Genomic DNA, 26,205 nt, shown 5'->3' with positions numbered 1-26,205 from the left:
GAAAAAGATGAGTAAAAAAGCATGGATTATTGGTGGTGTAGCAGTTGTTGCAGTAATTGGGGCAACGATTATCGGGAGAAGTTTAGCTGGCGCTCCAGCCAAGGATGGAGAAACGGCTTCGTCTGCTGAAGTCATAACCTTAAAGGTTGCCCATACACAAAACTATGTACCTTATGACTTTGTCAATGAAAAAGGGGAATCGGATGGTTATGAAGTAGCTGTTTTGAAGGCTGTTGATGAGAAATTGGCAAACTATCAATTTGAATATACGGGTACCAGTGATGACGATCTCTTGATTGGCCTAGAATCAGGCAAGTATGACATCGGAACCAAGGGAGCTTGGTACACAGACGAACGAGCTAAAAAGTTTGTCATTCCATCTGAACCAGTCGGAGCGAGCATCATCGGATTTACTGTCAGAAAAGAAGATGAACAGAAATACAAAACCATTGATGACTTTGCTAAGAATAAAGGGAAATTGGTTCCCATCTCTCCACAGAATGCTCAATGGAATGTCATCACCAGCTACAATGAAAAACATCAGGATGCACCGATTGAGCTAACAGCAGCTGAATCCTTTAAAGTGGCAGATGCCTATGCCTGGGTCTTAGAAGGACGTTATGACGCCTTCTTTGATATCAAACTGTCCTTTGAAAAAGCAGTTACCGCAGAAGATGGCCCTTACCACCAATATGCGGATAAACTCAGCTGGTTCCCATACAAGGGTATTCCAACTTATCCCTTGATTCACCGTGATGAAAAGGGTGAGAAATTCGCTAAAGAATATGAAAAAGCAATCAAAGAGTTGAAGGAAGATGGCACGCTTGCTAAGCTATCTCAGCAATACTTTAAAGAAGATGTCTTTAGTTACGTAGACAAAGACTAGACCAGAAATTCCAAGACTAGAAAGGGTTTTGCATGGTTTCTTATGATTTTTCCAAGGTCTTTCAGTTTTTGCCAACCTTATGGCAGGCACTTCCTATGACCTTGTCCATTCTCTTTTTTACCACTCTTCTTGGGTCCCTTTTTGGAGGTCTCTTGGCCTGGGCACAAGTAGGAGAAGACAAGAGTTTTGCAGCGATTTCCAAAGGCTATATCTTTACCCTTCGTTGTACACCGCCGATTGTCTTGCTTTTTCTAGTCTTTTATGGCTTGCCAGAATTTCTGAAATGGTGGCTTGGTTTGGACATCAACAACTGGTCTAAAACTATTTTTGTTCTCTTGACGATGATTCTCTTGTTTGCGGCTATTGTTGCCGAGGTTTTCAAGGCGGCCTATCAAGCTATTCCAAAGGGGCAGACAGAGGCCGGGCTTAGTATTGGTTTGACTCCAAGTCAGACTTTTTGGAGAATCATTTTTCCCCAAGCTTTTCAAGTTGCTCTTCCCAATATAACGACCGCTATTCTCAATCTCATGCGGGATGCTGCCTTGGCCTATACGATTGGTTTCGTTGATGTTATGGGGGCAGGCAATCTCTTGATTAGTCGCAATTTAGGGAACTACTCTCTGGAAACCTATACGGCAGTTGCACTTCTTTACTGGGGGATTGCCTTGGTTATTTCTAGCTTGAGTCGTTTGCTTGAGAAGTCTTTGGAAACAAAAGGGAGGTAAGAAATGGATATAGACTATATTGTAAAGACCTTTCTGGAGACCTTGAAGGGTGTACCAATCACCTTGATTATCATGATTGTGGCCATGGTCTTAAGCTTTATACCGGCTCTATTTTTAGCCTTGGGGCAGATCTACAAGGTTCGAGGAGTGAGGAATTTTTCTCTGGTCTATCTGGCGTTTATCCGAGCGACTCCTCCGATTTTATTGATTCTCTTCTTTTATAGTTTATTTCCAAGTTTGCTGAATCAATTTCTCAAAAGCATAGGAAGTGACTTTGATATTTTCAAGCTTGATCCTCTCTATTATGCCTTTATCATTTATAGTTTGATGACAGTCGGGAGTTTATCGGAGATTTTGCGTTCAGCTATCTTGACGGTGGACAAGGGACAACTAGAGGCGGCGCATGCGATTGGGCTGACTACGACCCAGGCCTATCTAAGGATTGTTTTTCCTCAAGCCTTGCGCTCAGCCTTGCCTAACTTGGCCAATCTGGTGAATAATATCGTCAAAGGGACCTCTCTGGTCTTTGTTATGACTATCAAGGATATCACCGCTATTGCTCGTGTAGAAGCGTCCTACGGTTACCAGTATTTTGAGTCTTATTTTGTGATCTTTTTGCAGTATATTTTGATCTGTGGTTTGATTCAGTGGGGCTTCTCCCTGCTGGAAAAAGGTTATGTAAAAAAAGAAAAGGGAGCAAAAGCATCTAGCACGCGTTTTGTATAGGAGGACAGAATGTTACAAGTAGAACATATCGCAAAAACATTTGGTGAGAGGCAGGTCCTGGAGGATGTCAATCTCCAGGTCAACCAAGGGGATGTCGTCGTTATCTTAGGACCATCAGGTTCGGGGAAAACGACCTTTCTCCGTTGTCTAAACCACTTAGAAAAAGCTGACAGTGGCCATTTGACATTGGCAGGAAAAACTTATGACTTGGCCAAATTAAGCAAGAAAGACATTCTAGAAATTCGCCAAAAAACAGCCTTTGTTTTCCAACACTACAATCTCTTTGCAAACAAAACTGCTCTGGAAAATATTCTAGAAGGCCTAATCGTGGCTCGTAAAGTTCCCAAGGAAGAAGCGCTCAAACGTGCAGAATCTGCCTTGGAAAAAGTTGGTTTACTAGCCTACAAAGACTACTACCCTTCCCAGCTATCTGGAGGGCAACAACAACGAATAGGAATTGCGCGTGCTATTGCCGTCAAGCCCGAGGTTATTTTGCTAGATGAACCAACATCAGCACTAGACCCTGAGTTGGTTGGAGATGTTTTGGATGTTCTGAAACAGTTGGCGAGAGAAGGTGTGACCATGGTGGTTGTCACACATGAGATGGGATTTGCTAGGGATGTCGCTAACCACGTTATTTTCATGGATGGAGGCCGTATCGTAGAGGAGAATAATCCACATGATTTCTTTAGTCGTCCACAAGAAGAACGTACCAAGCAGTTTCTGGCTCGTATCTTATCAGATGCCACCTATAGTGTAGAATATATGATTTGATAGACAAGTGCATTGTGAAAGTAACTTATGAAACAAAGTTCCAATCTATAAACTGCGGAAACAAGGTGTCAGCTTGAAATAACTTTCAGAAAAAGCTAGGTTTTAGACTCAGATTGGCTATTTGATATACTTTTCGTACACCCAAGTGGGCAATCTTATTTTAGATTTTTCATTTCTCAAAAAACTTAAGAAAAATTTAAGCTAGGAGGTGTATACTAAGCCCATAAGTTAAGAAAAACTTAACTTAAACTCCTAAAACTTTTTCATAATAATCTCCCTATAAAATAAAGTCGCCCAATCAGGCGGCTTATTTTTGTCTATCTGTAAGCAGGGGCAGTAACTTAGCAATAGAAGAATAGAGGGAAATATGGTATAATGAAACGATAGATTTTTGAATAGGAATAAGATCATGTTTGGATTTTTTAAGAAAGATAAAGCTGTAGAAGTTGAGGTTCCAACACAGGTTCCTGCTCACATTGGCATCATCATGGATGGAAATGGTCGCTGGGCTAAAAAACGGATGCAACCACGGGTTTTTGGTCATAAGGCGGGGATGGAAGCCCTCCAACAGGTGACCAAGGCAGCTAATAAGATGGGAGTTAAGGTCATCACAGTCTATGCCTTTTCAACGGAAAATTGGACGCGCCCAGATCAAGAAGTCAAGTTTATCATGAACTTGCCAGTCGAGTTTTATGATAACTATGTCCCTGAATTGCACGCAAATAATGTTAAGATTCAGATGATTGGGGAGACAGACCGTCTGCCTAAGCCGACGTTTGAAGCTTTGAAAAAAGCAGAGGAGTTGACCAAGAACAATACAGGCTTGATTCTCAATTTTGCCCTTAATTATGGTGGTCGTGCTGAAATCACGCAGGCTCTTAAGAGCTTGACTCAGGAAGTTCTAGATGCCAAAATCAATCCTGGCGATATCACAGAAGATATGATTGGGGACTACCTTTTCACGCAACGCCTACCAAAGGATTTGCGAGACCCAGATTTGATTATCCGCACGAGTGGTGAGTTACGTTTGAGTAATTTCTTGCCATGGCAAGCAGCCTATAGCGAGCTTTATTTTACGGATACCTTGTGGCCTGATTTTGATGAAGCTGCTCTGCAGGAAGCTATTGCTGCTTTTAACCATCGCAATCGCCGGTTTGGAGGAGTTTAGGAGAAGATATGACCAAGGATTTACAAAAGAGAACATTGTTTGCAGTATTGGCCCTGGCCATTTTCCTCCCAGTCTTATTTGTGGGAGGGTTCTTGTTGCAGATAGGAATTGGTTTATTAGCGATGCTGGCTGTCCATGAACTCTTGCACATGAAGGGGCTAAAGACCATGACCATCGAGGGCACCTTGACCCTCTTTGCGACCTTTGCCCTCACAATCCCCTTAGAAAATTACCTAACTTTTTTGCCAGTTGATGGGAATGTGGTTGCCTACAGCGTTCTTATTACAATTATGCTAGGGACCACTGTTTTCAGTAAAAGCTATACCATTGAAGATGCAGTTTTCCCGATTGCGATGAGCTTTTATGTTGGTTTTGGCTTTAATGCCTTACTAGATGCTCGGGTGGCGGGTTTTGACAAGGTGCTTCTGGCCCTCTTTATCGTCTGGGCGACAGATAGCGCAGCTTACCTGATAGGGATGAATTTTGGCAAGCATAAGTTGGCTCCGAGAGTCTCTCCCAATAAGAGTATTGAGGGCTTTATCGGTGGTATTCTAGGTGCGGTACTGGTAACCGCAATCTTCATGCTTGTAGACAGCACAGTTGCTCTCCCTTATGGAATTTATAGAATGAGCCTCTTTGCCGTCTTCTTCAGTGTGGCAGGTCAGTTTGGTGACTTGATTGAGAGTGCTATTAAACGCCATTTCGGTGTCAAGGATTCAGGGAAATTTATCCCGGGGCATGGTGGCGTGTTGGATCGTTTTGATAGTATGCTAGTTGTCTTTCCTATCATGCACTTGTTTGGTCTCTTCTAAAGAAAGGAATATTGAATGATTGGATTGCTAACCTTTATCCTGGTTTTTGGGATTATCGTGGTGGTGCATGAGTTTGGACATTTTTATTTTGCCAAGAAATCAGGCATTCTAGTTCGTGAATTTGCCATTGGTATGGGACCCAAGATTTTTGCTCATATCGGTAAGGATGGCACTGCTTATACCATTCGAATCCTTCCTTTAGGAGGCTATGTTCGTATGGCAGGCTGGGGTGATGATGCGACGGAAATCAAGACTGGAACCCCAGTCAGTTTAACACTTGCAGAGGATGGTAAGGTCAAACGAATCAATCTATCTGGGAAGAAACTGGATCAAACAGCTCTCCCTATGCAGGTAACCCAGTTTGATTTCGAAGATAAGCTCTTCATTAAAGGCTTGGTTTTGGAAGAAGAAAAGACCTTTGCAGTGGATCATGATGCAACGGTTGTTGAGGCAGATGGAACCGAAGTGCGCATTGCTCCTTTGGATGTACAGTACCAAAATGCTTCTATCTGGGGTAAGCTCATCACCAACTTTGCAGGTCCTATGAATAACTTTATCTTAGGTGTTGTTGTTTTTTGGATCTTGATCTTTTTGCAGGGCGGTGTTAGAGATACTCAGACCAATCTCTTTCATGTCATGCCGGAGGGAGCATTGGCTAAGGTAGGTGTAGTTGAGACCGCTCAAATTACCAAGGTCGGCTCGCATGAGGTTAAGAATTGGCAAGACTTGACCCAGGCTGTGGAAGCAGATACCAAGGACAAGACCGCTCCGACCTTGGATGTGACCATTTCTGAAAATGGTAGCGAAAAACAAGTCACTGTGACTCCAGAAGAAAATCAAGGACGCTATATTCTTGGGGTTCAACCGGGAGTCAAGTCAGACTTTCTATCCATGTTTGTTGGTGGATTTACAACTGCTGCTGACTCAGGGCTCCGTATCCTTTCAGCTCTGAAAAACTTGATTTTTCATCCAGATTTGAACAAACTCGGTGGTCCCGTTGCCATTTTTAAGGCAAGTAGCGATGCTGCCAAAAATGGTCTTGAGAATGTCCTCTACTTCCTAGCTATGATTTCCATCAATATCGGGATTTTTAACTTGATTCCGATCCCGGCTTTGGATGGTGGAAAGATTGTACTCAATATCCTAGAGGCTATCCGCCGGAAACCCCTTAAACAAGAAATTGAAACCTATGTCACCATGGCTGGTGTAGTTATCATGGTTGTCTTGATGCTAGCTGTGACCTGGAATGACATTATGCGACTCTTCTTTTAGATAATCGAGGAATATTATGAAACAAAGTAAAATGCTAATCCCAACGCTTCGCGAAATGCCAAGCGATGCTCAAGTTATCAGCCATGCCCTTATGTTGCGTGCTGGTTATGTTCGTCAAGTTTCTGCCGGTGTTTATTCTTACCTACCACTCGCTAACCGTGTGATTGAAAAGGCTAAGAACATCATGCGCCAAGAGTTTGATAAGATTGGTGCGGTGGAGATGTTGGCTCCTGCCCTTCTCAGTGCCGATCTTTGGCGTGAATCAGGTCGTTATGAAACCTATGGTGAAGACCTTTATAAACTGAAAAATCGTGAAAAGTCAGACTTTATCCTAGGTCCGACACACGAAGAAACTTTTACAGCTATTATTCGTGACTCTGTGAAATCTTACAAGCAATTGCCGCTCAACCTTTACCAAATCCAACCTAAGTACCGTGATGAAAAACGCCCACGTAACGGTCTTCTCCGTACGCGTGAATTTATCATGAAAGATGGTTATAGTTTCCATGCTAATTACGATAGTTTGGCTGTGACTTATGACGAATACAAGGCGGCCTATGAACGTATCTTCACTCGCAGTGGCTTGGACTTCAAGGCCATCATCGGTGACGGCGGTGCTATGGGTGGTAAGGACAGCCAAGAATTTATGGCGATTACACCAGCTCGTACAGACCTCGACCGCTGGGTTGTCTTAGACAAGTCAGTTGCCTCATTTGATGAAATTCCTGCAGAAGTGCAAGAAGAAATCAAGGCAGAATTGCTCAAATGGATGGTTTCTGGTGAAGACACTATTGCCTACTCAAGTGAGTCTAGCTATGCGGCTAACTTAGAAATGGCAACAAACGAGTACAAACCAAGCAACCGTGTCGTTGCGGAAGAAGAAGTGGCTCGCGTCGAAACTCCAGGTGTTAAATCCATCGATGAAGTCGCAGCCTTCCTCAACGTTCCAGAAGAACAAACAATCAAAACCCTCTTCTACATGGCAGATGGTGAGCTTGTTGCAGCCCTTCTAGTTGGAAATGACCAACTCAACGAAGTCAAGTTGAAAAACTATTTGGGTGCAGATTTCTTTGACGTTGCTAGCGAGGAAGAAGTAGCAAATGTTATCTCAGCTGGCTTTGGTTCGCTTGGCCCAGTTGGTTTGCCAGAAAATGTGAAAATCATTGCAGACCGTAAGGTACAAGATGTTCGCAATGCTGTTGTAGGGGCTAACGAAGATGGCTACCACTTGACGGGTGTGAATCCAGGTCGTGACTTTACCGCAGAATATGTGGATATACGTGAAGTTCGTGAGGGTGAAATTTCACCAGACGGACAAGGTGTCCTTAACTTTGCGCGTGGTATCGAGATCGGTCATATTTTCAAACTCGGAACTCGTTATTCAGCAAGTATGGGCGCAGATGTTTTGGACGAGAATGGTCGTGCTGTGCCAATCATCATGGGATGTTACGGTATCGGTGTTAGCCGTCTTCTCTCAGCAGTTATGGAACAACACGCTCGTCTCTTTGTCAATAAAACTCCTAAGGGTGAATTCCGCTATGCTTGGGGAATCAACTTCCCTAAAGAATTGGCACCATTTGATGTGCACCTGATCACTGTCAATGTCAAGGACGAAGAAGCGCAAGTCTTGACAGAAAAACTTGAAGCAAGCTTGATGGGAGCTGGTTACGAAGTCTTGACAGACGACCGTAACGAACGTGTCGGTGTTAAATTCAGCGATAGCGACTTGATTGGGTTGCCAATCCGTATCACTGTTGGGAAAAAAGCAGCCGATGGCATCGTAGAAGTTAAGATTAAGGCGACTGGTGACACCATCGAAGTTCACGCAGACAACTTGCTTGAAACGCTTGAAATCCTAAGCAAGAAATAAAAACTATAATCAGAAGAAAAACAAGGCAAAAATGTAACTAGTTTTTACCTTGTTTTTTCTATATAATGGAAGTGAATAAGGACATAATCAAGTTAAGAGGTATAACAATGCTAAAATTTCCAAAGGATTTTGTTTGGGGTTCCTCCACTTCTGGACCACAGACAGAAGGACGAGTGCCAGGTGATGGCAAGGGAGATAATCTCTGGGATTATTGGTATCAGGTGGAACCCAATCGCTACTACAATGGAATTGGACCTGACAAAACATCGACTTTTTACGAAAACTGGGAGAAGGATATTGAGCTCTTGTTAGAGACTGGGCATACAGCCTTCCGAACTTCTATTCAGTGGTCTCGTATTTTCCCGCAAGGTCGTGGAGAGGTCAATCCGCAAGGGGTGGCTTTCTACCGTCAGGTTTTTGAGGCTATTAAGGCCAAGGGGATTCGTCTCTTAGTCAATCTCTATCACTTCGACCTGCCATTTGCCCTCCAAGAAGACGGCGATGGCTGGGAAAATAAGGCAACTGTCTCAGCTTATGAAGACTATGCTCGTTTTTGTTTTGAAACTTACGGTGACTTGGTGGACCAATGGATTACCTTTAATGAGCCCATTGTTCCCGTGGAGTTTGGCTATTTTTACGATGCTCACTATCCTCACAAGGTGAATGCCAAAGCAGCGGTTAAGGTTGCCTATCACACACAACTGGCTAGTAGTCTTGCGGTTAAGGCCTGTCATGAAGTTTTGCCTGATTCCAAGATTGGGATTGTCCTCAATTTGACGCCAGCTTATCCACGTAGCCAGCATCCTGCGGATGTCAAGGCTGCTCGCATTGCCGATCTCTTCCAAGCTCAATCTTTCCTAGATCCGTCTGTTTTAGGAGCTTATCCAGAAGAATTAGTAGAGATTTTAGCAGAGCATGATTTGCTGCCAGAGTACACTGTTGAAGAATTGGAAGTCATTCGTGACAATACAGTAGATTTCCTTGGTGTCAACTACTATCAGCCTTTGCGCGTTATGGCACCTCGATTTGCTAAGCATCCTGATAGCCCACTCTTGCCAGAGCATTTCTATGAACCTTATGTCATGCCTGGTCGTAAGATCAATCCTCACCGCGGTTGGGAAATCTACGAGCAAGGGATTTATGATATCGCTCAAAATATCAAGGAAAACTATGGTAATATTGAGTGGATGCTGACAGAGAATGGTATGGGGGTTGAAGGTGAAGACAAGTTCCGTGAGAATGGCATGATTCAGGACGACTATCGTATTGACTTTGTCAAAGGGCATCTGCGTGAACTCCACCGTGCCATTGAAGACGGGGCCAACTGTAAGGGTTACTTGATTTGGACCTTTATCGATTGCTGGTCATGGCTCAATAGTTATAAAAACCGCTATGGTCTAGTTGAGCTTAACTTGGAAACCCAAGAACGCCGCTTGAAAAAATCAGGCCACTGGTTCAAAGAGCTTAGCGACCATAATGGATTTTAAGAATAAAAGTGAGATGAAAATCATCTCACTTTTTAATATGTGACTACGGGTCAGTATAGTTTTATCTATTACAAGTATGATAAAATCTTTCCATCTAAGTCGCAAGGGAGATGGTACTGGATATATATTTTCTTTAATTATGGTAAAATAGTAAGAGAATAATGTGAGGAAAATGAATGTCAAGTAAGTTTGAAATTTTAATGAATCAACTAGGAATCTCTGATCAGCTGAGACAGGATCCTGCTCTTGTTGATGCAAGAATTGAGCGTGTTGTGGTTCATAAAATTAGTAAGGTCTGGGAATTTCATTTTGTATTTTCTAAAATTTTACCTATAGAAATCTTTCTAGAGTTAAAGAAAGGGTTGAGTGAGGAATTCTCTAAGACTGGAAATAAAGCTGTTTTCGAAATCAAGGTTCTCTCTCAGGAATTTTCAAATGAACTTTTGCAGTCCTACTATAAGGAGGTTTTTTCTGAAGGTCCGTGTGCAAGCCAAGGATTCAAATCTCTTTACCAGAATTTAAAAGTTCGTGCGGAGGGAAATCAACTCTTTATTGAGGGTTCAGAGGCGATTGATAAAGAACACTTTAAGAAGAATCATCTTCCTAATTTAGCAAAGCAACTTGAAAAGTTTGGTTTCCCAGCTTTTGTCTGTCAGATAGAAAAGAATGATGCCCTTACACAAGAGCAGGAGGAAGCCTTCCATACGGAGAATGAACAGATTGTTCAAGCTGCCAATGAAGAGGCTTTGCGAGCTATGGAGCAACTGGAACAAATGGCCCCTCCTCCAGTAGAAGAGAAGCCAGCCTTTGATTTTCAGGCTAAAAAGGCTGCGGCCAAGCCTAAACTAGATAAGGCTGAAGTTACCCAGATGATCGACGTGACGACTGAGGAAAATCGCCTGGTCTTTGAAGGGGTCGTTTTTGATGTGGAGCATAAGGTGACCAGAACTGGTCGCGTTTTGATCAACTTTAAAATGACAGACTACACTTCAAGTTTTTCAATGCAAAAATGGGTTAAGAATGAAGAAGAGGCTCAGAAGTTTGACATCATTAAGAAGAATTCGTGGCTTCGTGTTCGTGGGAATGTGGAGATGAATAACTTTACACGCGATTTGACCATGAACGTGCAGGATGTGCAGGAAGTTGTTCACTATGAACGCAAGGATTTAATGCCAGAAGGTGAGCGTCGGGTTGAGTTTCATGCTCATACTAACATGTCGACCATGGATGCTCTACCAGAGGTAGAGGAGATCGTTGCGACAGCTGCTAAGTGGGGACACAAGGCAGTTGCTATCACCGACCATGGGAATGTCCAGTCCTTCCCACACGGCTATAAGGCGGCCAAGAAAGCTGGAATCCAGCTGATCTATGGAATGGAAGCCAATATTGTAGAGGACCGTGTTCCTATCGTTTATAATGAAGTGGAGATGGACTTGTCAGAAGCGACCTATGTGGTTTTTGACGTGGAAACGACAGGTCTATCAGCCATTTATAATGATTTGATTCAGGTTGCGGCCTCTAAGATGTACAAGGGGAATGTTATTGCCGAATTTGATGAATTTATCAATCCTGGGCATCCCTTGTCAGCCTTTACTACTGAGTTAACAGGTATTACAGATGATCATGTCAAAAATGCCAAACCACTGGAACAAGTTTTACAAGAATTCCAAGAGTTTTGCAAGGATACAGTCTTAGTTGCTCACAATGCTACCTTTGACGTTGGCTTTATGAATGCCAACTATGAGCGCCATGGTCTGCCTAAGATTAGCCAGCCAGTTATCGATACGCTGGAGTTTGCTAGAAACCTCTATCCTGAGTATAAACGTCATGGTTTGGGACCTTTGACCAAGCGTTTTGGTGTGGCTTTGGAACATCACCACATGGCTAATTACGATGCGGAAGCTACTGGTCGTCTGCTTTTTATCTTTATTAAAGAGGTGGCAGAAAAACATGGTGTGACGGATTTGGCTAGGTTAAATATTGATCTAATCAGTCTAGATTCTTATAAAAAAGCTCGAATCAAGCATGCGACTATTTATGTCAAGAATCAAGTTGGTCTAAAAAATATCTTTAAACTGGTTTCTTTGTCTAATACCAAGTACTTTGAAGGGGTGCCACGGATTCCGAGAACGGTTCTAGATGCCCATCGGGAAGGTTTGATTTTGGGGTCGGCTTGTTCGGAAGGTGAAGTTTTTGATGCGGTCGTTTCCCAAGGTGTGGATGCAGCGGTTGAGGTGGCCAAGTATTATGACTTTATTGAGGTCATGCCACCAGCTATCTATGCGCCATTGATTGCTAAAGAGCAGGTCAAGGATATGGAGGAACTCCAGACTATTATCAGGAGTTTGATAGAGATTGGGGACCGTCTTGGCAAGCCTGTTCTGGCTACGGGAAATGTCCATTATATCGAACCAGAAGAAGAGATTTACCGTGAAATTATCGTCCGTAGTTTAGGACAGGGGGCTATGATTAACCGAACCATCGGTCATGGCGAACATGCCCAACCAGCTCCACTTCCCAAAGCTCATTTTCGAACCACTAATGAGATGTTGGATGAATTTGCCTTCTTGGGCGAGGATCTAGCACGCAAATTGGTTATTGAAAACACCAATGCCTTGGCAGATATCTTTGAACCTGTTGAGGTTGTTAAGGGTGACTTGTACACGCCTTTCATTGACAAGGCGGAAGAAACGGTCGCTGAACTGACCTATAAGAAAGCTTTTGAGATTTATGGAAATCCGTTGCCAGACATCGTTGATTTGCGGATTGAAAAGGAATTAACGTCCATACTGGGGAATGGATTTGCCGTGATTTATCTGGCTTCCCAGATGTTAGTGCAACGTTCCAATGAACGGGGCTACTTGGTTGGTTCTCGTGGGTCTGTTGGATCCAGTTTTGTTGCGACTATGATTGGGATTACCGAGGTTAACCCTCTCTCTCCTCACTATGTCTGTGTTCAGTGTCAGTATAGTGAGTTTATTACGGATGGTTCTTATGGTTCAGGTTTTGATATGCCCAATAAGGACTGTCCAAACTGTGGTCATAAACTCAGCAAAAACGGGCAGGATATTCCGTTCGAGACCTTCCTTGGATTTGATGGGGACAAGGTTCCCGATATTGACTTGAACTTCTCGGGAGAAGACCAGCCTAGCGCCCACTTGGATGTACGTGATATCTTTGGTGAAGAATATGCCTTCCGTGCAGGAACGGTTGGTACGGTAGCTGCCAAAACTGCCTATGGATTTGTCAAGGGCTATGAGCGGGACTATGGGAAGTTTTATCGTGATGCAGAGGTGGAACGCCTCGCTCAAGGTGCGGCTGGTGTCAAGCGGACAACAGGACAACACCCGGGGGGAATTGTTGTTATTCCTAACTACATGGATGTCTACGATTTTACGCCTGTCCAGTATCCAGCGGATGACGTGACGGCTGAATGGCAGACTACTCACTTTAACTTCCACGATATCGATGAGAACGTCCTCAAACTTGATGTGCTAGGTCATGATGATCCGACCATGATTCGCAAACTTCAGGACTTGTCTGGGATTGACCCTAATGAAATTCCTATGGATGACGAAGGTGTGATGGCCCTCTTTTCTGGGACTGATGTGCTAGGTGTGACTCCTGAACAAATCGGAACACCGACGGGTATGCTGGGGATTCCAGAGTTTGGAACCAACTTTGTACGTGGGATGGTAGACGAGACGCATCCGACGACCTTTGCAGAGTTGCTTCAGCTCTCAGGTCTGTCCCACGGTACCGATGTCTGGTTAGGAAATGCTCAGGATTTGATCAAGCAAGGAATTGCTGACCTATCAACCGTTATCGGTTGTCGGGACGACATCATGGTTTACCTCATGCACGCTGGTCTTGAACCTAAGATGGCCTTTACCATCATGGAACGGGTACGTAAGGGCTTGTGGCTGAAGATTTCCGAAGAGGAGCGAAATGGCTATATTGAAGCCATGAAGGCCAATAAGGTGCCGGAGTGGTATATCGAGTCCTGTGGGAAAATCAAGTATATGTTCCCCAAAGCCCATGCGGCAGCCTACGTTATGATGGCCTTGCGTGTGGCCTACTTCAAGGTTCACCATCCCATTTATTATTACTGTGCTTACTTCTCCATCCGCGCCAAGGCCTTTGATATCAAGACCATGGGTGCGGGCTTGGATGCCATCAAGCGTAGAATGGAAGAAATCGCTGAAAAACGGAAGAACAATGAAGTCTCTAATGTGGAGATTGATCTCTATACCACTCTTGAGATTGTCAATGAAATGTGGGAACGTGGTTTCAAGTTTGGGAAACTGGACCTCTACCGTAGTCAGGCGACAGAGTTCCTCATTGATGGGGATACCCTCATTCCGCCATTTGTAGCAATGGATGGTCTGGGAGAGAACGTTGCTAAGCAGTTGGTGCGTGCGCGTGAAGAGGGAGAATTCCTCTCTAAAACCGAACTCCGCAAGCGTGGCGGACTGTCATCGACCTTGGTTGAAAAGATGGATGAAATGGGGATTCTCGGCAATATGCCAGAGGATAACCAGTTGAGTTTGTTTGATGATTTGTTTTAATAAATTTTAAGGAGTTTCTCATGAAACTAAGAATTTTTGCGGAAGATAAACCTGCTGAAAAGGTTTTTGACTATCAGTTAGAGCTGGCAGATGAAACAATTATTCTATCAACATCACTCTTGTCTGGTGCCATTGCTTTAGCAGGATTGTTTTCTGCTTTGAAAGAAAAATAGAAAAGGAAGAATAGAATGGTTTTACCCAATTTTAAAGAAAATCTAGAAAAATATGCGAAATTGTTGGTTGCGAATGGAATTAACGTGCAACCTGGTCACACTTTGGCTCTTTCTATTGATGTGGAGCAACGTGAGTTGGCGCATTTGATCGTGAAAGAAGCTTATGCCTTGGGTGCACATGAGGTCATCGTTCAGTGGACAGATGATGTGATCAACCGAGAGAAATTCCTCCACGCGCCGATGGAGCGCTTGGACAATGTGCCAGAATACAAGATTGCTGAGATGAACTATCTCTTGGAGAACAAGGCTAGCCGTCTCGGTGTCCGTTCATCTGATCCAGGTGCCTTAAACGGAGTGGATGCGGACAAGCTTTCGGCTTCTGCTAAAGCTATGGGACTTGCGATGAAGCCAATGCGTATCGCAACGCAATCCAACAAGGTTAGCTGGACTGTGGCAGCCGCTGCTGGACTTGAGTGGGCTAAGAAAGTCTTTCCAAATGCTGCGAGCGACGAAGAAGCAGTTGATCTCCTTTGGGATCAAATCTTCAAAACTTGCCGTGTCTACGAAGCAGATCCTGTTAAGGCTTGGGAGGAACATGCTGCAATCCTCAAGAGCAAGGCAGAAATGCTCAATAAAGAACAATTCTCAGCCCTTCACTATACAGCGCCAGGAACAGACTTGACACTTGGTTTGCCAAAGAATCACGTTTGGGAATCAGCTGGTGCTATCAATGCACAGGGCGAAGGATTCTTGCCAAATATGCCGACAGAGGAAGTCTTCACAGCGCCTGACTTCCGTCGTGCAGATGGCTATGTAACCTCTACAAAACCACTTAGCTACAACGGAAATATCATCGAAGGGATTAAGGTGACCTTTAAAGACGGACAAATCGTAGACATTACTGCTGAGAAGGGTGATCAGGTCATGAAGGATCTTGTCTTTGAAAATGCGGGTGCGCGTGCCTTAGGTGAATGTGCCTTGGTACCAGATCCGAGTTCAATTTCTCAGTCAGGCATTACCTTCTTTAACACCCTTTTTGATGAAAATGCATCAAACCACTTGGCTATAGGTGCAGCCTATGCGACCAGCGTTGTTGGTGGGGCAGAGATGAGCGAAGAAGAACTTGAAGCTGCAGGACTTAACCGTTCAGATGTTCACGTGGACTTTATGATTGGCTCGAATCAAATGGATATCGATGGTATCCGTGAGGATGGAACACGCGTACCGCTCTTTCGTAATGGAGACTGGGCAAATTAAGGAGAATCTATGATTGGAAGCATGTTTGTCGGCCTTTTAATCGGACTATTAGCTGGAGCTATCACCAATCGTGGAGAACGTATGGGATGCTTTGGGAAGATGTTCCTCGGTTGGATTGGTGCTTCTTTGGGGCACCTGCTCTTTGGAACTTGGGGTCCAATTATAGCTGGAACGGCCATTATCCCAGCTATTTTAGGAGCTATGATTGTCTTAGCTATTTTCTGGAGACGAGGAAGTTAAGTTCCTAAATCTGAAAAGAAAAGGAGGTTGGTCATTGTACCAGCCTCCTTTTGAGTATGATATAATAGTTTTATGAGATTAGATAAATTTTTAGTTGCATGCGCTGTGGGAAGTCGGACGGAGGTCAAAAACTTGCTCAAGGCTGGACGCGTGACGGTCAATGGCAAAAAAGAAAAATCAGCAAAATTGCAAATAAATGAAGAAAAAGACGAAATTCGCTTTGATGGTCAAGTGCTAGAGTACGAGGAGTTTGTCTACTACATGATGAACAAGCCCCAAGGAGTCATTTCAGCGACTGAGGATTCTAAACACAGAACAGTGTTGGACTTGTTGGATGATATTGCTCGGACCAAGGAAGTTTTTCCAGTAGGGCGCTTGGATATTGACACGCATGGCCTCCTGCTTTTGACCAATGACGGCCAGCTTGCCCATGCTCTTCTTTCACCAAAACGTCATGTGGATAAGACCTATTTGGCTCAAGTCGAGGGAATCATGAGCCAAGAAGACGTGGAGACATTTGCTAAGGGGATTCCGCTCAAGGACTTTACCTGCCAGCCAGCTAAACTGGAGTTTGTATCAGTAGATCCAAAAAAAAATCAAAGTCTGGTTCGTGTGACCATTGCTGAAGGGAAGTTCCATCAAGTCAAACGAATGGTGGCCTACTGTGGCAAGGAAGTGGTGGACTTACAACGTTTGACGATGGGAACTCTAGTCTTGGATGAGAACTTAGAACAAGGAGAATGGCGTCGCTTGACCAAGGAGGAGTTAGAAGTGCTCTTTGCAAGTATTGCTTAATTTGCTTTATATTAGAAAAAGGTGAGGGAGAATGTCCTTGCTTTTTTCGTTTTTCAGTTGCTTCCTTTGTGAAAAGAGTTATAATAGACAGTAGAATAAAAGGAGGAATCTATGAACGCGATTCAAGAATCATTTACAGATAGACTATTTGCCAACTATGAAGCAAATGTCAAATACCAAGCGATTGAAAATGCTGTCAGCCATAACGGAATTTTTGCAGCCCTAGAACGTCGCCAAAGCCATGTAAACAATACACCTGTTTTCTCATTGGATTTGACCAAGGACAAGGTTACTAACCAGAAAGCCTCTGGTCGTTGCTGGATGTTTGCAGCTCTCAACACCTTCCGCCACAAACTCATCTCTCAATACAAACTGGAAAACTTTGAGTTGTCACAAGCCCACACATTCTTCTGGGACAAGTACGAGAAATCCAACTGGTTCTTGGAGCAAGTCATTGCGACTGCAGACCAAGAATTGACGAGCCGCAAGGTTAGCTTTCTACTCCAAACACCTCAACAAGACGGTGGTCAGTGGGATATGGTAGTGTCCCTCTTTGAGAAATACGGTGTCGTGCCCAAGTCTGTTTACCCTGAGTCTATCTCATCTAGCAGCAGCCGTGAGCTCAATGCCATCCTTAACAAATTGCTTCGCCAAGATGCTCAAATCTTGCGTGACTTGCTCGCTTCTGGTGCAGACCAAGCGACTGTTCAAGCTAAGAAAGAAGACCTCTTGCAAGAAATCTTTAACTTCCTTGCTATGTCACTAGGTCTTCCACCACGTAAATTTGACTTTGCTTATCGCGATAAGGATGATAACTACCAAAGCGAAAAGGGTATCACACCACAAGAGTTTTACAGGAAATATGTCAATCTTCCTCTAGAAGACTACGTTTCTGTTATCAATGCTCCAACTGCTGACAAGCCTTACGGCAAATCTTACACAGTTGAGATGTTAGGAAATGTGGTTGGTAGCCGTGCAGTTCGCTACATCAACGTTCCAATGGAACGCTTGAAAGAATTGGCGATTGCCCAAATGCAAACAGGAGAAACTGTTTGGTTTGGTTCAGATGTCGGCCAACTTAGCAACCGCAAAGCTGGAATCCTTGCGACAGATGTTTATGACTTTGAATCAAGCATGGATATTCAACTCACTCAAGACAAGGCTGGACGTTTGGACTACAGCGAAAGCTTGATGACCCACGCCATGGTCTTGACAGGTGTGGATTTGGATGAAAATGGCAAGTCAACCAAGTGGAAGGTTGAAAACTCATGGGGAGACAAGGTCGGTACAGATGGTTACTTCGTTGCCTCAGATGCTTGGATGGATGAATACACTTACCAAATCGTTGTCCGTAAAGAATTACTAACAGCAGAAGAACGAGCTGCTTATGAAGCAGAACCAATCGTACTTGCACCATGGGATCCAATGGGTGCCTTGGCAGAATAAAGTATAAAGAAAAGAGGTTAGGGAAATCCTAGCTTCTTTTTTAAGTCCTTCTTGAAGTGGCGATAGATGATGCTTGCCAAGGGAGTTCTTCCTATTTTGAGTCTTTAAGTGACAGAGAAAAAGATATGTGTTACTATAGTAGTACAAAAGGATATCGGAGTAGAAATGAAGTATTTAAGCAGTCAAGACATCAAGAATCGTCAACGAAACATCAGCGATATTAAACCCTATAAAACAACCAAGGAAATCGTCGTTTCAAATATCTTTACCTTCTTTAATGCCATGAACTTGGCTCTGGCAGTTCTGGTAGCCACAACCTTGCGATTTGAAAATATGCTCTTTTTAGGTGTGATTGCTATCAATACAGCCATTGGGATTTTCCAAGAAGTGCGTTCAAAAAATGCTCTAGAAAAGCTAAGTTTGCTTGGTAAAAGTAAGTACAGAGTCAACCGAGATGGCCAAACGATTGAGATTGATCCAGAGGACATCGTTCTAGGCGAGTACCTGCATCTCAATCTGGGAGATCAGGTGCCTGTCGATGCAGAAGTCCTTGAAGGGAATATTGAAGTTGATGAGTCCTTGCTGACGGGTGAAAGTGATTCGGTCTTTAAAACAGTTGGTGACAAGCTGATGAGTGGAAGCAATGTCGTCAGCGGTACTTGTCTGGTCACGGCGACAGCTGTGGGTCCCGATAGTTATATCAACAAGCTCGCAAAATCCAGCAAGGAATTCAAAAAATACCCTTCTCAACTGCGCGATTATATGGATAAGATTTTAAAAATCGTTTCTATCTTGCTGGTGCCAGTTGCCATTCTGCTCTATGTCAGAGGTTTTAGTCTAGGGCGGACTTATATTGAAATTGTCTTGGGAAGTTCTGGCGCCTTGGTCGGCATGATTCCAGAGGGCTTGATTCTCTTGGTTAGCGTCTCCCTTGCGGTAGCGGCCATGAAGTTGGCTAAAAAGAAGGTTCTAGTGCAGGAGCTATACTGTGTAGAGACCTTGGCGCGAGTAGATGTTCTTTGTTTTGATAAGACAGGAACTATCACGACGGGGAATATGAAGGTCCAAGAAATGGATGCTAATGTAGCAGAGAAACTGTCTTCTTATTTGGCTTATTTCGAAGATGAAAATGCAACTTCCCGAGCTCTGAAGACTTACTTAACCTGTGAGAAAAAATGGGAAGTTCAAGAAGTTGGTGCCTTTTCAAGTAAAAACAAGTATTCCTTTGTCCAAGTAAAAGAGGGTGGGACCTATTTCTTCGGTGCTTATGAATTTCTAGGCTTTACCCAGCCGATGGATCCTTACTATGAACATCTAAAACAGCAAGGTTTTCGAATCTTGACACTCGCTCATAGCAAGGACCAGATTACTACCCCAGCCAATATGGAATTACTAGGTAACGTCGTTCTGTCAGATGAGATTAAGGATAATACCAAGGAAACCTTTGACTATTTCGAGTCTCAGGGAGTGGAAGTAAAGATTATCAGTGGAGATAATCATGTGGCTGTATATGGGGTTGCTCGTAAGGCAGGTTTTAAAGAAGAAGCCCGTGCGATTGATATGACCAAGGTGAGTGATGAGAACTTTGAAAGAGTGGTTTTGGAGCATGATATCTTTGGTCGCGTGACACCAGAGCAGAAAGAAAAGATGGTGACCGTTTTGCAGAATGCTGGGAAAACAGTCGCCATGAGTGGTGATGGTGTCAATGATGTTCTGGCTCTCAAAAAAGCAGATATTAGTTTTGCTATGAATGGAGCCACCAGTGCAGCAAAAAGCGTCTCCAATATTGTTTTTCTCACAGATGACTTTGCAGTATTTTATGATATCTTGATGGAAGGACGCCGGGTCATTAACAACATCCAAAAGGTAGCCTCTCTTTTTCTAACAAAGACCTTCTTCTCCATCGTTTTTGCCATTTTGAGTGTGGTATTTGGTTTGGAATTTGCCTTTATCCCCATTCAGTTTACAATCATTTCAGCCATTACGATTGGGATTCCATCCTTCTTCCTGACTTTTGAGTCCAATAAAGAAAAGGTTAGCACTCACTTTATGAGAGATATCCTAACCAACGCGGCGATTGGTGGTGGCGTTCTGGTTGCTAGTGTTCTTTTGACCAATTTCTTTATCACTGTCCCAGGTCAGGTCAAATTTATTTGCTTCCTCCTTGCCCTGATCAATGGTCTGTGTCTAGTTGCCAAGGTCAGCTTGCCTTTTAATCGATACAAGATGCTTTTGCTCACGTTTTTGAGCCTTGCAGCCCTTGTTGGTGTACTTGCCAATACTTTTATCCTACAGGGAGCTTTTGTGCCTTTAGAAGCCAAACAGCTACTCTATGTTGCCATACTAGCAGTGGTGATTGGGTGCTTTCATTATCTTACTAGGAGAAAAAGTTGATACATAAAAAGAATCAGGTTTAATCCTGATTCTTTTTTGTTTATATATTCTCACCGAGATTACATGATACCGAAGAAACGAGCTGCGATACCAACTGCAAAGAGGGCAAGGATGATTGTGATTGGAGATACTTTTTTCTTAAGCAACCACATGCAAAGGAAAGTAAGGAGAAGTCCCATCAATCCTGGAATCAATGAGTCCAACTGACCTTGAAGCGTTTGTGGTTGAACTCTATCTAGGCTCATACCACTAAGCGCTTGACCAAGAATGCCCTTCAACTCAGCTCCTGTAACAGGACCTTCTGGGAAGTTGATGTAGGCACCTTCTGACAATTGTTTGCCTGGAAGGTTGATAGTGAAGTTGATGGATACCCAACGTTGTACAAGAACGGCAAGGATGAACATACCAAGGATAGAAGCACCTTTAGTGATGTCTTTCAAGATACCACCAGACATGTCTTTAGTGATCTCAGATCCAGCTTTGTAACCGAACTCTTGTGTGTACCATAGGAAGGCCATACGGATAGCATTCCATCCGAAGAAGAAGAGAAGTGGACCAACAAGGTTACCAGATGCAGCAAGTGATGCACCAAGAGCTCCAAGGATAGGACGAACTGTAAACCAGAATACTGGGTCACCGATACCAGCAAGAGGTCCCATCATACCGATTTTAACCCCTTGGATAGCCGCGTCGTCGATTTCAACACCGTTAGCGCGCTCTTCTTCAAGTGCAAGAGTAACCCCCATGATTGGAGCAGCGACGTATGGGTGAGTGTTGAAGAATTCAAGGTGGCGCTCAAGAGCAGCCGCTTGGTCTTCTTTTTTAGTGTACAATTTTTTGATAGCTGGGATCAATGAGTAAGCCCAACCCAAGTTTTGCATACGTTCGTAGTTCCAAGAACCTTGAAGGAATTGTGAACGCCACCAAACTTTTTGACGATCTGATTTTGATAATTGAATTTTTTCAGCCATGATTGTTCCCCTTTCTAGTAGTCTTCTAGGATATCACCGATTGGGTCGTTAGAAGTTGCAGCTCCGCCGCCACCGTTTCCACCTTGTTTTGTAAGGTTAAGGTAGATGAAGGCAAGGGCAACACCGATGACACCAAGGGCAATCAAAGTCAATTGAGAGATTGCTGCAAGAGCAAAACCGATAGCGAAGAATGGCCATACTTCACGAGTTGCCATCATGTTGATAACCATAGCGTAACCAACGGCAACGACCATAGCACCACCGACAGCCATACCACCGTTCAACCAGTCTGGCATCAATTTGAGAGCATCTTGAACAGCAGAAGCTGGGATAGCGATAAGGAAGGCAGCAGGGATTGCAATACGAAGACCTTGAAGAAGAAGTGCAACAAAGTGAGCACGCTCAACAGCTGCAATGTTTCCGTCTTTAGCAGCAGCATCAGCTGAGTGAACTAAGGCAACTGAGATTGTACGAACAATCATTGTCAAGAAAAGTCCAGCTACAGCAAGAGGGATAGCTGTTGCCGTTGCAACGGCGATACCATCAGTAGTAAAGTTACCACCTTTGATCAAGATGATTGCTGCAGCAACAGATGCAAGAGCAGCGTCAGGAGCTACGGCAGCTCCGATGTTTGCCCAACCAAGGGCGATCATTTGAAGAGATCCACCAAGCATAACCCCTGCTTCGAGGTTACCAGTTGCAAGTCCGATAAGGGTACATGCGACGATTGGTTGATGGAATTGGAATTGGTCGAGGATACCTTCAAGACCTGCAAGGAAGGCAACAACTACAACCAAGATAGCAGAAATGATTGAAATATCTGACATGGTTTTATTCCTTTTCTATTTAGTTTTAATAAAGTATTTAATCCTGTTTTCAAAAATGATAGAAACAGATTAAAATTATTGAACGTTTGCTTTCTTAATCAAGTCAAACAAATCTTTTTTCGTGTCGTTTGGTACTTTACGTACGTCAAATTCAACACCGAGGTCACGCATTTTTTCAAAGGTTGCAACGTCTTCTTTGTCCATAGACAAAACGTTGTTGATCATTGTTTTACCTGTTGAGTGAGCCATAGAACCAACGTTAAGGGTCTTGATTGGCACGCCACCTTCGATAGCACGAAGTGCATCTTGTGGAGTTTCAAACAAGATAAGGGCATGAGTGTCACCGAAACGTGGGTCTTTTGCAACGTCGATCAATTTTTGAATTGGAACAACGTTTGCTTTTACTCCGTTAGGAGCTGCTTGTTTGATCAATTCTTTACGCAAGTCGTCGTTTGCAACGTTGTCTGAAGCAACGATGATACGATTTGCTTTTGAATCTGGTGTCCAAGCAGTTGCAACCTGACCGTGAAGGAGACGAGTGTCTAGACGAGCAAGATTGATTTTCAGTTTACCGTCACCGATAACTGTTCCTTCTGGAATAGCAGCTTGGGCAGCAGGAGCAGCTGCAGCAGTTGCAACTTCCTCAACTGGGTTAAGCTCTTCTGGAAGAGCTTTGATGCCATCTTTGGCTTCTTTAATGATATTCGCAGCGACTTTTTCCACACCTGCAGTAGCGTCCATAAGGCGCTCAGTGTAGGCTTGGATCAACATCGGCAAGTTAAGTCCTGTGATGATGGCAAATTTACGTTCTGGATTTTCTCCCATCACGCGGCTAGCTTGATTGAATGGAGATCCACTCCAAAGGTCAGCCAATACTAGAACCTCATCTTCTGCGTCAAATGCAGCCACAGCGTTTTTGAATTTAGCGTAAAGGTCATCTGGACCTTCATTTGGCATAAAGGTTACAACTTGAACCTTTTCTTGTTCACCAAAGATCATAGATCCTGATTGATGAATACCCGCAGCAAATTCGCCGTGGCTCGCAATAATGATTCCGATACTCATTATTGTCATTCCTCCTTATAAAATGTTTGACTGTGTGTTTAAGAAAACTTTAAGCCTAATTAAGTATAAACCGTTTTCATTTAAAAAGCAACTACTTTTTCTCAAAAGATGTAAAAGTTTTCATAGAATGACTTTTTGAAAATGTTAATATATTAATACTTTTTGAAAAATGCGTGAAAATGGTAATAGAGAATTTAATATAAAAATACAGAAAATGAGCTGCTTTTGTGAAAACAGAATGAAAACAAAAAGGAAAGATTGCGTCCCTGCAATCTTTCCTTTTATAGGAACAAATTTTGTAAAGCGTGGGCAACACCATCTTCATCGTTTGTCAGAGAGAGTTGCTCATCTGCATATGGTAGTAAATCGGGATTGGCATTTTTCATGGCATATCCCTTGCCTGCAAAAGCCAGCATTTCGGTGTCATTGTGTTCATCTCCAAAGGCAATCAGGTCTTTTTTGTCACGGTTCATAACATTGAGCAAGTATTCTAAGGCAAAGGCTTTGTTGACCCCTTTTGGTGTACATTCGAGGATGTTGAGGGGGCCTCCCCAGGTATTGATGGATAGTTGGTGTTGATAAAAACGATTCATCTCGTCCGCTAGAGCGTATTTGTCTTCAGCCCTTGTTTGCAAGAGGATGCAGTTGGGGTCCTTGGTCACCAGTTCAGGCTTGAATTGATTCTCGGGTTGGAAATTTTCCACACCAAATAATTTTGGATCTGCGATTTCTTCATTAGGAGCTGTAATGTAGAATTTCTTACGGTATTCCCCTGCAATAAAGTCAGCTTGGATATCCTCTTTGCGTTGGACCATGTCCAAGAGGTATTTTTTGTCCAAGGTCAAGCACTTTTCATGCGCCCAAGTCTGTCCGGGTAGATGGGTGAGGGAACCATTAAAGTTAATCATGGGAGTATGCAACTCTAGTTCACGGTAGAAGTTCTTCGCCATGCGGTAAGGACGGCCTGTCGTGATGACAACATGGTGCCCCTTTTCAGTAATTTTTTTGATTGTCTTTTTGGTAAAATCGGAGAGCTTGCTTTCACCATTGAGCAAGGTTCCGTCCAAATCGACTGCAATAATTTTTTTAGTCATATAAACCTTTCTAGTCGTTTCCAGATAAGATGTCTACTATTATATCAAAAAGAAAGAAGAAAAACAGACTCAAAACAAAAAATAAAAATTCCATTTTGTTAAATAATTCAAACAAACATATTGAAAAGGTGAATGATAAATGATATAATACTCATATTGTTCGTAAAAAAACAAAAGGAGATTAAAGATGGACAAACTATTTAAACTAAAAGAGCACGGGACAGATGTCCGTACAGAGGTGCTTGCTGGTTTAACAACATTCTTTGCAATGAGTTATATTCTCTTTGTAAACCCTCAAATGCTTTCCCAAACGGGTATGCCTGTTCAAGGTGTGTTCTTGGCAACGATTATCGGTTCTGTAGTCGGTACTTTGATGATGGCTTTCTATGCTAATTTGCCGTACGCACAAGCACCAGGTATGGGACTAAATGCTTTCTTCACATTTACAGTTGTATTTGGGATGGGCTATACTTGGAAAGAAGCTCTTGGTATGGTCTTCATCTGTGGAATTATTTCACTGATTATTACCTTGACAAATGTTCGTAAAATGATCATCGAATCTATTCCTGCAACACTTCGTTCAGCTATTTCGGCTGGTATTGGTGTTTTCCTTGCCTATGTTGGGATTAAGAATGCCGGTCTCTTGAAATTCTCAATCGATCCAGGTACTTATACGGTAGCAGGTGAAGGAGCAGACAAGGCTCAAGCTGCACTTACAGCAAATTCAGCTGCCGTTCCAGGCTTGGTAGACTTCAATACTCCAGCAGTATTGGTGGCTCTTGCAGGTCTGGCTATTACCATCTTCTTTGTTGTTAAAGGCATCAAAGGTGGAATCATTCTTTCTATTTTAACAACGACTGTCCTTGCCATTGCTGTTGGTGTTGTGAATTTGTCAGGGATTGACTTTGCTAGCAACAATCTTTCATCAGCGATTAATGATCTAGGAACTTTGTTTGGTGCTGCTCTTGGTTCAGAAGGTTTAGGATCTTTGATTTCAAACACTTCGCGTTTACCAGAAACCTTGATGGCTATTCTTGCCTTCTCACTAACGGATATTTTTGACACAATTGGTACTCTTATCGGTACTGGTGAAAAAGTTGGTATCGTTGCGACAAGTGGAGAAAACCATGAGTCCGCTAAATTGGACAAGGCTCTATACTCTGATTTGGTAGCAACTTCGGTAGGTGCCATTGCAGGTACTTCAAACGTAACAACTTATATTGAGTCAGCAGCAGGTATTGGTGCTGGTGGACGTACTGGTTTGACAGCCCTAGTGGTTGCGATCTGTTTCGCCCTATCTAGCTTCTTTAGCCCACTTCTTGCTATTGTTCCTTCAGCAGCAACAGCACCAATTTTGATTATCGTCGGAATTATGATGCTGTCTAATCTTAAAAATATTCCTTGGGATGATATGTCAGAAGCAGTTCCTGCCTTCTTTACTTCTATCTTTATGGGATTCAGCTACTCTATCACACAAGGGATTGCTGTTGGTTTCTTGACTTATACCTTGACAAAAGTTGTCAAAGGTCAAGCCAAGGATGTGCACGTGATGATTTGGATTTTGGATGCCTTGTTCATCCTGAACTATATCAGCATGGCCCTATAAGCTATAAATGGTATAATAGAAAAAGGGGAATCTCCCCTTTTTATTGTAA

21 protein-coding genes are annotated in these 26,205 nt (G+C 43.2%); 17 read left to right on the top strand and 4 right to left on the bottom strand.

Annotated elements, in window-relative coordinates; genetic code table 11:
• Positions 1-7: 7 nt before the first annotated feature.
• From D8802_RS04210 to D8802_RS04130, 16 genes are all read left to right on the top strand, one after another.
• Positions 8-886, top strand: coding sequence for a transporter substrate-binding domain-containing protein (locus D8802_RS04210; protein WP_049505425.1), 879 nt, complete (start codon positions 8-10; stop codon positions 884-886).
• A 32-nt stretch (positions 887-918) separates the two neighbouring features.
• Positions 919-1,611: an amino acid ABC transporter permease gene (locus tag D8802_RS04205; RefSeq protein WP_000255460.1), complete on the top strand. Its 693-nt coding sequence runs from the start codon at positions 919-921 to the stop codon at positions 1,609-1,611.
• A 3-nt stretch (positions 1,612-1,614) separates the two neighbouring features.
• Positions 1,615-2,337, top strand: a complete 723-nt coding sequence (locus D8802_RS04200) for an amino acid ABC transporter permease (RefSeq protein ID WP_125394907.1) — start codon at positions 1,615-1,617, stop codon at positions 2,335-2,337.
• A gap of 9 nt (positions 2,338-2,346) precedes the next feature.
• Positions 2,347-3,111: an amino acid ABC transporter ATP-binding protein gene (locus tag D8802_RS04195; RefSeq protein WP_125394906.1), complete on the top strand. Its 765-nt coding sequence runs from the start codon at positions 2,347-2,349 to the stop codon at positions 3,109-3,111.
• Between the two features lie 409 nt (positions 3,112-3,520).
• The gene (locus D8802_RS04190; RefSeq protein ID WP_125394905.1) at positions 3,521-4,279 is read left to right on the top strand and encodes an isoprenyl transferase; all 759 of its coding nucleotides are present in this window, start codon (positions 3,521-3,523) and stop codon (positions 4,277-4,279) included.
• An 8-nt stretch (positions 4,280-4,287) separates the two neighbouring features.
• Positions 4,288-5,091: a phosphatidate cytidylyltransferase gene (locus D8802_RS04185; RefSeq protein WP_125394904.1), complete on the top strand. Its 804-nt coding sequence runs from the start codon at positions 4,288-4,290 to the stop codon at positions 5,089-5,091.
• Positions 5,092-5,106: 15 nt separating this feature from the next.
• Positions 5,107-6,363, top strand: coding sequence for an RIP metalloprotease RseP (rseP, locus tag D8802_RS04180; protein WP_125394903.1), 1,257 nt, complete (start codon positions 5,107-5,109; stop codon positions 6,361-6,363).
• A gap of 16 nt (positions 6,364-6,379) precedes the next feature.
• Entirely contained in the window at positions 6,380-8,233 is a 1,854-nt protein-coding gene (locus D8802_RS04175; protein WP_125394902.1) for a proline--tRNA ligase, read from the top strand.
• Between the two features lie 107 nt (positions 8,234-8,340).
• Positions 8,341-9,720: a glycoside hydrolase family 1 protein gene (locus D8802_RS04170; protein ID WP_125394901.1), complete on the top strand. Its 1,380-nt coding sequence runs from the start codon at positions 8,341-8,343 to the stop codon at positions 9,718-9,720.
• Positions 9,721-9,896: 176 nt separating this feature from the next.
• Positions 9,897-14,288 (top strand): PolC-type DNA polymerase III, encoded by a 4,392-nt coding sequence (locus tag D8802_RS04165; RefSeq protein WP_125394900.1) that lies wholly within the window; start codon positions 9,897-9,899, stop codon positions 14,286-14,288.
• A 20-nt stretch (positions 14,289-14,308) separates the two neighbouring features.
• The gene (locus tag D8802_RS04160; RefSeq protein ID WP_125394899.1) at positions 14,309-14,461 is read left to right on the top strand and encodes a hypothetical protein; all 153 of its coding nucleotides are present in this window, start codon (positions 14,309-14,311) and stop codon (positions 14,459-14,461) included.
• Positions 14,462-14,476: 15 nt separating this feature from the next.
• Positions 14,477-15,718 (top strand): aminopeptidase, encoded by a 1,242-nt coding sequence (locus D8802_RS04155; protein WP_125394898.1) that lies wholly within the window; start codon positions 14,477-14,479, stop codon positions 15,716-15,718.
• Between the two features lie 9 nt (positions 15,719-15,727).
• Positions 15,728-15,958 (top strand): GlsB/YeaQ/YmgE family stress response membrane protein, encoded by a 231-nt coding sequence (locus D8802_RS04150; protein WP_125394897.1) that lies wholly within the window; start codon positions 15,728-15,730, stop codon positions 15,956-15,958.
• Positions 15,959-16,030: 72 nt separating this feature from the next.
• Complete coding sequence (locus D8802_RS04145) at positions 16,031-16,753, top strand: pseudouridine synthase (RefSeq protein ID WP_084971871.1); 723 nt, start codon at positions 16,031-16,033, stop codon at positions 16,751-16,753.
• A 111-nt stretch (positions 16,754-16,864) separates the two neighbouring features.
• Positions 16,865-18,199: an aminopeptidase C gene (pepC, locus tag D8802_RS04135; RefSeq protein ID WP_084877530.1), complete on the top strand. Its 1,335-nt coding sequence runs from the start codon at positions 16,865-16,867 to the stop codon at positions 18,197-18,199.
• 165 nt (positions 18,200-18,364) lie between these two features.
• Entirely contained in the window at positions 18,365-20,593 is a 2,229-nt protein-coding gene (locus tag D8802_RS04130) for an HAD-IC family P-type ATPase (RefSeq protein WP_125394896.1), read from the top strand.
• A 59-nt stretch (positions 20,594-20,652) separates the two neighbouring features.
• Here the strand turns inward: D8802_RS04130 and D8802_RS04125 are convergent, their stop codons facing one another.
• From D8802_RS04125 to D8802_RS04110, 4 genes are all read right to left on the bottom strand, one after another.
• Positions 20,653-21,564, bottom strand: a complete 912-nt coding sequence (locus D8802_RS04125; RefSeq protein WP_000818322.1) for a PTS system mannose/fructose/sorbose family transporter subunit IID — start codon at positions 21,562-21,564, stop codon at positions 20,653-20,655.
• A 14-nt stretch (positions 21,565-21,578) separates the two neighbouring features.
• Positions 21,579-22,391: a PTS mannose/fructose/sorbose transporter subunit IIC gene (locus D8802_RS04120; RefSeq protein WP_125394895.1), complete on the bottom strand. Its 813-nt coding sequence runs from the start codon at positions 22,389-22,391 to the stop codon at positions 21,579-21,581.
• A 75-nt stretch (positions 22,392-22,466) separates the two neighbouring features.
• Positions 22,467-23,456 (bottom strand): PTS sugar transporter subunit IIB, encoded by a 990-nt coding sequence (locus D8802_RS04115; RefSeq protein WP_125394894.1) that lies wholly within the window; start codon positions 23,454-23,456, stop codon positions 22,467-22,469.
• Between the two features lie 281 nt (positions 23,457-23,737).
• Entirely contained in the window at positions 23,738-24,550 is an 813-nt protein-coding gene (locus D8802_RS04110; protein WP_125394893.1) for a Cof-type HAD-IIB family hydrolase, read from the bottom strand.
• A gap of 187 nt (positions 24,551-24,737) precedes the next feature.
• On the opposite strand from D8802_RS04110, the gene D8802_RS04105 reads away from it, so the two are divergent.
• Complete coding sequence (locus D8802_RS04105) at positions 24,738-26,156, top strand: NCS2 family permease (protein WP_125394892.1); 1,419 nt, start codon at positions 24,738-24,740, stop codon at positions 26,154-26,156.
• Positions 26,157-26,205: the final 49 nt, after the last annotated feature.

Origin of the sequence: Streptococcus oralis (genome assembly GCF_003943395.1) — a bacterium.
Lineage (GTDB): Bacteria > Bacillota > Bacilli > Lactobacillales > Streptococcaceae > Streptococcus > Streptococcus oralis_BF.
This window is presented reverse-complemented; position numbering and strand designations above follow the sequence as displayed.